This window comes from Actinophytocola sp. (assembly GCF_050699935.1).
In the GTDB taxonomy this organism is placed as follows: domain Bacteria; phylum Actinomycetota; class Actinomycetes; order Mycobacteriales; family Pseudonocardiaceae; genus Actinophytocola.
Window position 1 is genome coordinate 24,070 of record NZ_JBOHGB010000078.1, and the last position, 7,643, is coordinate 31,712.

Consider the following 7,643-nt stretch of genomic DNA (forward strand, 5'->3'; position numbering starts at 1 on the left):
CATGGCCACGGTGATCTGCGCATGGTCGGCGACCTCGCCGTTCGGCTACGGCCGCGCCGCGTTCGCCGCCGGGGTGCGGGCGGGACGGCCCTCGACGGCCGTCGAGCGCTCGGATACGTGGTTGCCCGAACCCGACGCCGCGCGCATCGTGCCGGACTTCGATATCGTGGACCAGTTGGGGCGCAAGGGAACCAGCTCGATGGACCGCACGACGGCGCTCGCGGTCAGCACGGCCGGCCGGCTGCGGAAGGACGAGGCGGGCTCGGTCCTGCCAGACGACCGCACGGGCGTGGTGCTCGGCACGACCAGCGGCAGCACGCCGACCCAGTTCGCGTTCACCGCGGAGTCGCTGACCCGCCGCAAGCCGTACTTCGTGAACCCGGCGATGATGCCGTTCTCCCTGATGAACTCCGCCGCCGCGCAGTGCGCGAGCTGGCACGGGCTGACCGGTCCGAACACGACGATCGCCGCGGGCAGGCTGTCGGGCATCGCCACGTTGCGCTACGCGGACCGGTTGCTGCGGACCGGGCGGGCGAGCGGACTGTTCGCCGGCGCCGCCGAGGAGTACGGCGGAGCCCGCGCGCTGCTGGAACGCCACCGCGGCGGCACCGGGCCGCTGGGCGAGGGATGCGCGATGCTGTTCCTGCGACCATCGGGTGAAGGGAACCGATCGGCGCTAGCGGAGGTCGTAGCGTTGGACGTCCGGTTGGCGGTGGCGGGGGAGCCACGAGTCGCGCTGGTCGGGTGTCTGCGTCGGGTTCTGGCCGGTACGGCGCCGCGCGACGTATGGGGGGTGGCGCTGTCCGGCCCGGACTCGGCGGTGACGACGATGGAGCACGACGCGGTGGCAGAGGTGCTGGGACTGGAGGTCGAGCGGGTGATCGTCCCGGCGGAGCTGGTCGGCGACACCGGCGGAGCGACCGGCGCGTTCCAGCTCGCCTCGCTGTTGGGGCTCGCCGAGGGGTTCGACGTCCGGGGCCGGGTCGCGGTCGCCACCGCGGTGGATCGGGACGGCATGGTCGGTTGTGTGGTGGTTCGCCTGCTCGGCGGATCGGGGATTGTGACGCAGGTTAGGGGTAGCCGATGAGCAGGTCGTGGGAGGAAGTCCAGGCGCTGCTGGACGATCCGTTCGTGGATGCGGACACGAAGGAGCATCTGCTCGCGGCGTATGTCAAGGAGAACGTCGAGGGTTATCCGTTCATCGATGAGGAGGATCTGCCGGACGATGTTCGGGAGTACTACGGCCAGTATCCGACTCGGGGTGGGGACTTCGACCAGGGGTCGTTGGATGACATCTATGAGGACGCGCAGGCGCAGTCGGAGGAGCGCGGTTACAACGCGGGCCTGACGCAGGAGGAGATCGACGAGAACAGCTCCGCTTTGGATGGTCTGGAGGCGCCGCAGCAGGGGCAGACCAGTGCGGTGGAGAAGTCGGATGAGATCTTCGAGTTGGCGCGGCCGGCGTTGAAGGTGTTCGAGAATTTCTTGCCGGTGAACGACGCGGTTCCTGGGGATTCGTTGGGGCGTCATGGGAAGATCAGTATGGAGGATGTGACCCAGCGCTTTGAGGAGCAGATGGGGATCGGTTTCAAGAAGTTCCTCGATGATGCTGATCGGTTGCGTACGGCGCAGCAGCAGTTGTCGGAGTTGAACTTGTCGACCGAGTCGGAGTTGAACAAGTTGTATCGGTCGTGGACGGGGCCGGCGGCGAATTCGTCGTTTCAGTATTTCTCGGAGAAGGTCGTTCCGAACGTTTCCGATTTGTTGGATTATTTGTCGGAGAGTCCGGGGATGATCGAGACGTTGGTGCAGAACGTGTTCGCGGAGTGTAAGGCGAAGGCGGATGCGGTGATGGGTTTGTATCAGCCGACGATGGGGAGTGCGACGCCGGATATCGCGATGAAGGTTGTGGAGTTGGCGAATGACGCTGGTGACCGGGATAAGATTTTGGAGGTTGCGGCGTGGGTGGATTCGGTGTGTGGGTCGGATATCGAGAATACGATTCGTGATGATGACTGTGGGTTGAATGACGAGAATAAGGAGTATGTGCAGCGGGAGTGTAAGAAGTGGATTCGTGATTCGTTCAATCAGGATCTGCATGAGTATATTTATGCGACGTTCGAGCAGACGTGTGATGACACGTTGGAGGCGGTGGACTCGTATTATGAGGAGTTGAACTCTTATCTCGGTGAGTACGAGAACGAGTTCGATGCCGCCGGTGCTGCTCCCCCGCCTGGCACGACGACTCCGCCTGGCACTGGTACCCCTGGCACGGGGACGGGGACCACTCCGCCGCCGTCCGCCGGTTCACCGAGTGGGTCCAGTCCGACCACGCCGTCGGGTTCGATGCCACCGGTAAGCACCCCACCGACGAGCGGTCCCGGCAGCCCCGGTGGTCCGGGCGGTCCCGGCTCGACCCCGACGCCGCAGGCGCCGCCCGACGTTCCTACCCCGGGCACCAGTACCGGCCCGTCGGGCACCACGTCCCCGTCGTTCGCCGGTCCCGGCGGGCTGCCGGGCGGCACTGGGCCGGGTGGTCCGGGCAGCCCCGGCGGACCCGGTTCCCCTGGCGTGCCGGACGTCCCGCTGCCCGGCTCGAGTGGCCCCGGCGGCGTCGGTACGCCGGGTCTGTCGGGCAGGCCGGGTGCGGTGCCCAAGGAGGTGACCATCCAGGACGGCGACCGGAAGATCACCGTCGGCCAGCCGGACGCCCAGGGCCGGAGCAAGGTCACCGTCGACGACGGCGAGGGCGAGCCGCGCGAGTACACGGTGGACTTCACCGACGATCCGGGTGAGCAGGCGGAGGAGGGCGTGATCCAGGCGGAGAACGGCAAGGCCGTCATCCAGGACGGCGACGCCGCGATCACGCTGGAGCAGGTGCCCGGGCCGACCGACCGGCTGAAGATGACCGTGGACGACGGCACCCCGGAGACCTATGACATGGACTTCGGGCCGGACACGCCCGGTGTGCCGGACGTCCCGGGGACGCCGAGCTCGTCCCTGCCGGACGTGCCGACGCCGGCGAGCATGGGCGTCGGTGGTGGTGGCGGCGGTCTTGGTGGCGGCGGCTCGTTCGGCGGCGCCGAGACCCCCGGTACGTCGGGCGGCGGTACGTCGGGCGGCGGGTCGGCCGGCGGCGGGCCTCAGCCGGGCGTGATGGTGGGCGCCGGCTCGCCGGACACCACGGGCGCGGACCGCGCCACCGCGGCGTCGAGCCCCGGTGGTGGCCCGGCCGGCGGCGGTGGCTCGGCGTCGGGTCAGCACGGCGCGATCGGCGGCATGCCGATGGGTGGCATGGGCGCCGGCGGCCAGGGTGGTGACCAGGCTCGCCAGAGCAAGTGGCGCACGACGGGCCAGCTGTTCGACGAACCGGACCCGGCGGCGAACTTCGGCGGCGTCGTTGGTCGCGACCCGGCGGAGAATGCCAAGCCCGCACCCAAGCGCTGACGCCTCCGGGCGGGTTGGGGTCCGTGCGTCAGTGGACGAGTTCGTCCTCGTCGCGCTCGATGGCCGCGCCCTTGATGTCCTCGGCCAGCAGCGGCCGGTACCTCGTCGACCCCGTCAGGTGCGTGAGGAAGAACGCGGTGAGCAGGATCTTCGCCAGCCGCTGCGTGCCGTGCTCGGCCTTGCCCGGCAGGACCAGGTTCGACCAGTGCCGCCCCTCGGTGAAGCCCAGGTGGTTCGCCTTCCGCAGCAGCCGCAGCTGTGCCTCACCGCCCCAGTTCGACGCGATCAGCCCGGCGTGCCCCACGGCCGGCGCGACCAGGTCCTGCCCCGCCGCCAGGTGCAGCGACGGCATTCGGCACCTGCTCGCCGCGTCCGTGGAGAACGGCTTCGTCTGGGTCGCGGCCAGCGTGGCCACGGCCCGCACTCGCGGGTCCGACGCGGCCGCGAGCACCGCGCACCCGCCGCCGACCGAATGTCCGGCGAGCCCGAGCCGACCCTCGTCGACGCTGATCTCGCCGTTCCCGAGCCGCACGCCGACGCACACGTCCAGCACCGTGCTCAGGTCCGCGGCGAACAGCCGGTGCGACGCGAGCGGCCCGCGCTGGGTCGCCGGCGCGGCCACCACGAACCCCCAGGACGCCAGGTGACGCAGCAGCCCGTGGTAGCGCTGCGGCGGCTGCAGCCACCCGTGTCCGAACGCGATGGCCGCCAGCCCGAGCCCGGCCATCGGGGTGAACACCACCCCCGGCAGGCCGACGAGTGCCAGGTCCCCGCGCAGCACCCGGTGCGGCCCCTTGCGGGACAGCTCCTCAGCGAGGTGCTTCGCCTTGTTCGCCATGGTCGATGACCCTATCGAGATCGAGGTCCGACGGCCCTACCGACGCCCGCGGGCATCCTCGTTACCCTCTCTTGGGTGTGCGGAATCGTGGGATACGTAGGCCATCGTCCGGCGCTCGACGTGGTCCTTGACGGGTTGCGACGGCTCGAGTACCGCGGATACGACTCGGCCGGCGTGGCCGTGCTGGCCGAGAAGGGCCTGGCCGTGGAGCGCAAGGCCGGTCGGCTGGCCAACCTCGAGGACCGGTTGACCGAGGTCGGCCGCGGCTCCTTCGCCGGCACCGCGGGCATGGGCCACACCCGCTGGGCGACGCACGGCGCGCCCGTCGACCGGAACTCGCACCCGCATCGGGACGCCACCGAGCGGGTCGCCGTGGTTCACAACGGGATCATCGAGAACTTCGCGTCGCTGCGCCACGAGCTGGAGGCCGACGGCGTCGAGTTCGCGAGCGACACCGACACCGAGACGGTCGCGCACCTCGTCGCGCGCGCGTACGACGGCGGCGAGACCGCTGGTGACCTGCAGGCCAGCGTGCGTGCGGTCTGCCGCCGACTGGAGGGCGCGTTCACCCTGGTCATCACGCACGTCGACCAGCCGGACATGATCGTCGCCGCGCGCCGGTCCTCGCCGCTCGTGGTCGGCATCGGGACGGGCGAGACGTTCGTCGCGTCCGACGTGGCGGCGTTCATCGAGCACACCCGCGACGCCGTCGAGCTCGGCCAGGACCAGGTCGTCACGATCACCCGCGACGGCTACCACGTGACCGACTACCACGGCGTGGACGCACGGACGCACCCGTTCCACGTGGACTGGGACCTCTCGGCCGCCGAGAAGGGCGGCTACGAGTACTTCATGCTCAAGGAGATCGAGGAGCAGCCGGCCGCCCTCGCCGACACGCTGCGCGGGCACTTCGCGAACGGCCGGGTCGTCCTCGACGAGCAGCGGCTGTCCGACCAGGACCTGCGCGACGTGGACAAGGTCTTCGTGGTCGCGTGTGGCTCGGCCTACCACTCCGGCCTGGTCGCGAAGTACGCCATCGAGCACTGGTGCCGGCTGCCCGTGGAGGTCGAGCTGGCCTCGGAGTTCCGCTACCGCGACCCGGTGCTCGACCGCGACACGCTCGTCGTCGCCGTGTCCCAGTCCGGCGAGACCGCGGACACCCTCGAGGCCGTGCGGCACGCGCGCGAGCAGAAGGCCCGCGTGCTGGCGGTCTGCAACACCAACGGCGCGCAGATCCCACGCGAGTCCGACGCGGTGCTCTACACCCACGCCGGCCCCGAGATCGGCGTCGCGTCGACCAAGGCGTTCCTCGCGCAGATCGCCGCCAACTACCTCGTCGGCCTGGCGCTCGCGCAGGCTCGCGGCACCAAGTACCCCGACGAGGTCGGCCGGGAGTTCACCGAGCTCGCCGCCATGCCGGACGCGGTGGCCCGGGTGCTCGGCACCGTGGAGAAGGTGCGCTCGCTCGGCCGGTCGCTCGCGGACGCGAAGGCCGTGCTGTTCCTCGGCCGGCACGTCGGCTACCCGGTGGCGCTGGAGGGCGCGCTGAAGCTCAAGGAGCTCGCGTACATGCACGCCGAGGGCTTTGCGGCCGGCGAGCTCAAGCACGGCCCGATCGCGCTGATCGAGGACGGGCTGCCGGTCGTCGTGGTGATGCCGTCGCCGAAGGGGCGGGCGGTGTTGCACGCGAAGCTGCTGTCGAACATCTCGGAGATCCAGGCCCGCGGCGCCCGCACGATCGTGATCGCCGAGGAGGGCGACGAGACGGTGCGGCCGTTCGCGGACGAGCTGGTCGAGGTGCCGGCCGTGCCGACGCTGCTGCAGCCGCTGGTGTCGACCGTGCCGCTGCAGGTGCTGGCCGCGGAGATCGCCCGCGCCCGCGGCTACGACGTGGACAAACCGCGCAACCTGGCGAAGTCGGTGACGGTGGAGTAGCCGCCGTGCTGGGCGTCTGGACCACCGGCCAGGTCAAGGCCGCCGAGGACAAGCTCCTCGCGCGGACCCCGGAGGGCTCGCTCATGCGGCGTGCGGCCTTCGGCGTGGCGGTCCGGGCCGCGTCCATGCTGCGGGCGGGTACCGGTGGGATCGCCGGGCGACGGGTCGTGCTGCTGGTCGGCGCGGGCAACAACGGCGGCGACGCGCTGTGGGCCGGCTACTTCCTGCGCCGCCGCTCGGTGGCCGTGACCGCGCTGCTGCTCGCGCCGGACAAGGCGCACCCGGCCGGCCTCGCGGCGCTGCGCCGGGCCGGCGGGCGGGTGCTGACCGCCGAGTCGCTCTCCCCGGCCGTGGCCACCGCGCTCGGCGGTGCCGACCTGGTCGTGGACGGGATCGTCGGGCTGTCCGCACGCGGCCCGCTGCGCCCGACCGCGGCGACCCTGGTGGGGGCGGTCGACGCGCCGGTGCTGGCGGTCGACCTGCCGAGCGGCGTCGACCCGGACACCGGCGCCACGCACGGGCCGGCGGTGTCCGCGGACGCGACCGTGACATTCGGCGCGCGTAAGCCCGTGCACGTGCTGTCCGAGGGCGCGGTCCGGTCCGGTGTGGTGCACCTGGTGGACATCGGGCTCGGCCCGTGGCTCGACGATCCCGCGTTCTCCGTCCTGGAGCCGGCCGAGGTGGGCCGGGCGTGGCGGATCCCCCGGCCGGACGACGACAAGTACAGCCAGGGCGTGACCGGCGTGGCGGCCGGCTCGGCGACCTACCCGGGCGCGGCCGTGCTGGCGACCGGTGCGGCCGTGCTGGCGACCTCCGGGATGGTCCGCTATGCCGGCTGGGCGGCCGACGAGGTCCGGACCCGCTGGCCGGAGGTGGTGGCGACCGGCGCGGTGGAGGACGCGGGCCGGGTGCAGGCGTGGATCGTGGGCCCGGGGCTGGGCACCGGGCAGGCCGGCCGGGACGTGCTGGCCGATGTCCTCGCCGACGGTGTGCCGACCTGCGTGGACGCGGACGGGATCACGCTGCTCGCCACCGACCCGTCCCTGTGGGACCGCCGCGAGCCGGACGCGGCCGTGGTGCTGACCCCGCACGACCGCGAGTTCGCCCGGATCGCCGAGCCGCTGGGCATCGAGCTCGGCGACGACCGGCCCGCGGCCGCCCGCGCGCTGGCCCGCCGGCTGGACTGCGTGGTGCTGCTCAAGGGCCACTCGACGGTGATCGCCGACCCGGCCGGCCGGGTGCTGGTCAACCCGGCGGCGTCCGCGTGGCTCGCGACGGCGGGCTCCGGCGACGTGCTCTCCGGTCTGATAGGGGCGGCGCTCGCGACCGAGCTGGACCCGTGGCTCGCGGCCGGTTGCGCGGCGTGGGTGCACGAGCGGGCGGGCGTGCTGGCGGCCGCCGGGGCGCCGGCGCCGGCCTCGGC

Annotated in this window: 5 protein-coding genes; 4 read left to right on the forward strand and 1 reads right to left on the reverse strand. The window is 71.7% G+C overall.

What is annotated here, in order from left to right:
- Position 1 precedes the first annotated feature (1 nt).
- Together ACRDTB_RS23240 and ACRDTB_RS23245 are read left to right on the forward strand one after the other, a co-directional pair.
- Positions 2 to 1,087, forward strand: coding sequence for a beta-ketoacyl synthase N-terminal-like domain-containing protein (locus tag ACRDTB_RS23240; protein WP_431433498.1), 1,086 nt, complete (start codon positions 2 to 4; stop codon positions 1,085 to 1,087).
- Positions 1,084 to 3,447 carry a hypothetical protein gene (locus tag ACRDTB_RS23245; RefSeq protein ID WP_431433499.1) on the forward strand — a complete coding sequence of 788 codons (2,364 nt, stop codon included), beginning with the start codon at positions 1,084 to 1,086 and terminating at the stop codon, positions 3,445 to 3,447. Before ACRDTB_RS23240 ends, ACRDTB_RS23245 begins: the two co-directional genes overlap by 4 nt.
- A gap of 28 nt (positions 3,448 to 3,475) precedes the next feature.
- Here ACRDTB_RS23245 and ACRDTB_RS23250 read toward each other — a convergent pair whose 3' ends face one another.
- Positions 3,476 to 4,285, reverse strand: coding sequence for a dienelactone hydrolase family protein (locus ACRDTB_RS23250; RefSeq protein WP_431433500.1), 810 nt, complete (start codon positions 4,283 to 4,285; stop codon positions 3,476 to 3,478).
- Between the two features lie 75 nt (positions 4,286 to 4,360).
- Between ACRDTB_RS23250 and glmS the strand changes: the two genes are divergently transcribed.
- Positions 4,361 to 6,220 (forward strand): glutamine--fructose-6-phosphate transaminase (isomerizing), encoded by a 1,860-nt coding sequence (gene glmS, locus ACRDTB_RS23255; RefSeq protein WP_431433502.1) that lies wholly within the window; start codon positions 4,361 to 4,363, stop codon positions 6,218 to 6,220.
- 5 nt (positions 6,221 to 6,225) lie between these two features.
- Positions 6,226 to 7,643, forward strand: a 1,418-nt coding sequence (locus tag ACRDTB_RS23260) for an NAD(P)H-hydrate dehydratase (RefSeq protein WP_431433503.1), incomplete at its 3' end; no start/stop codon positions are given.

Bases quoted from the DNA above. Each gene is read 5' to 3' on its own strand.
- ACRDTB_RS23250 (WP_431433500.1), bottom strand. From the start codon at position 4,285: ATGGCGAACAAGGCGAAGCACCTCGCTGAGGAGCTGTCCCGCAAGGGG.
- ACRDTB_RS23245 (WP_431433499.1), top strand. From the start codon at position 1,084: ATGAGCAGGTCGTGGGAGGAAGTCCAGGCGCTGCTGGACGATCCGTTC.
- ACRDTB_RS23240 (WP_431433498.1), top strand. From the start codon at position 2: ATGGCCACGGTGATCTGCGCATGGTCGGCGACCTCGCCGTTCGGCTAC.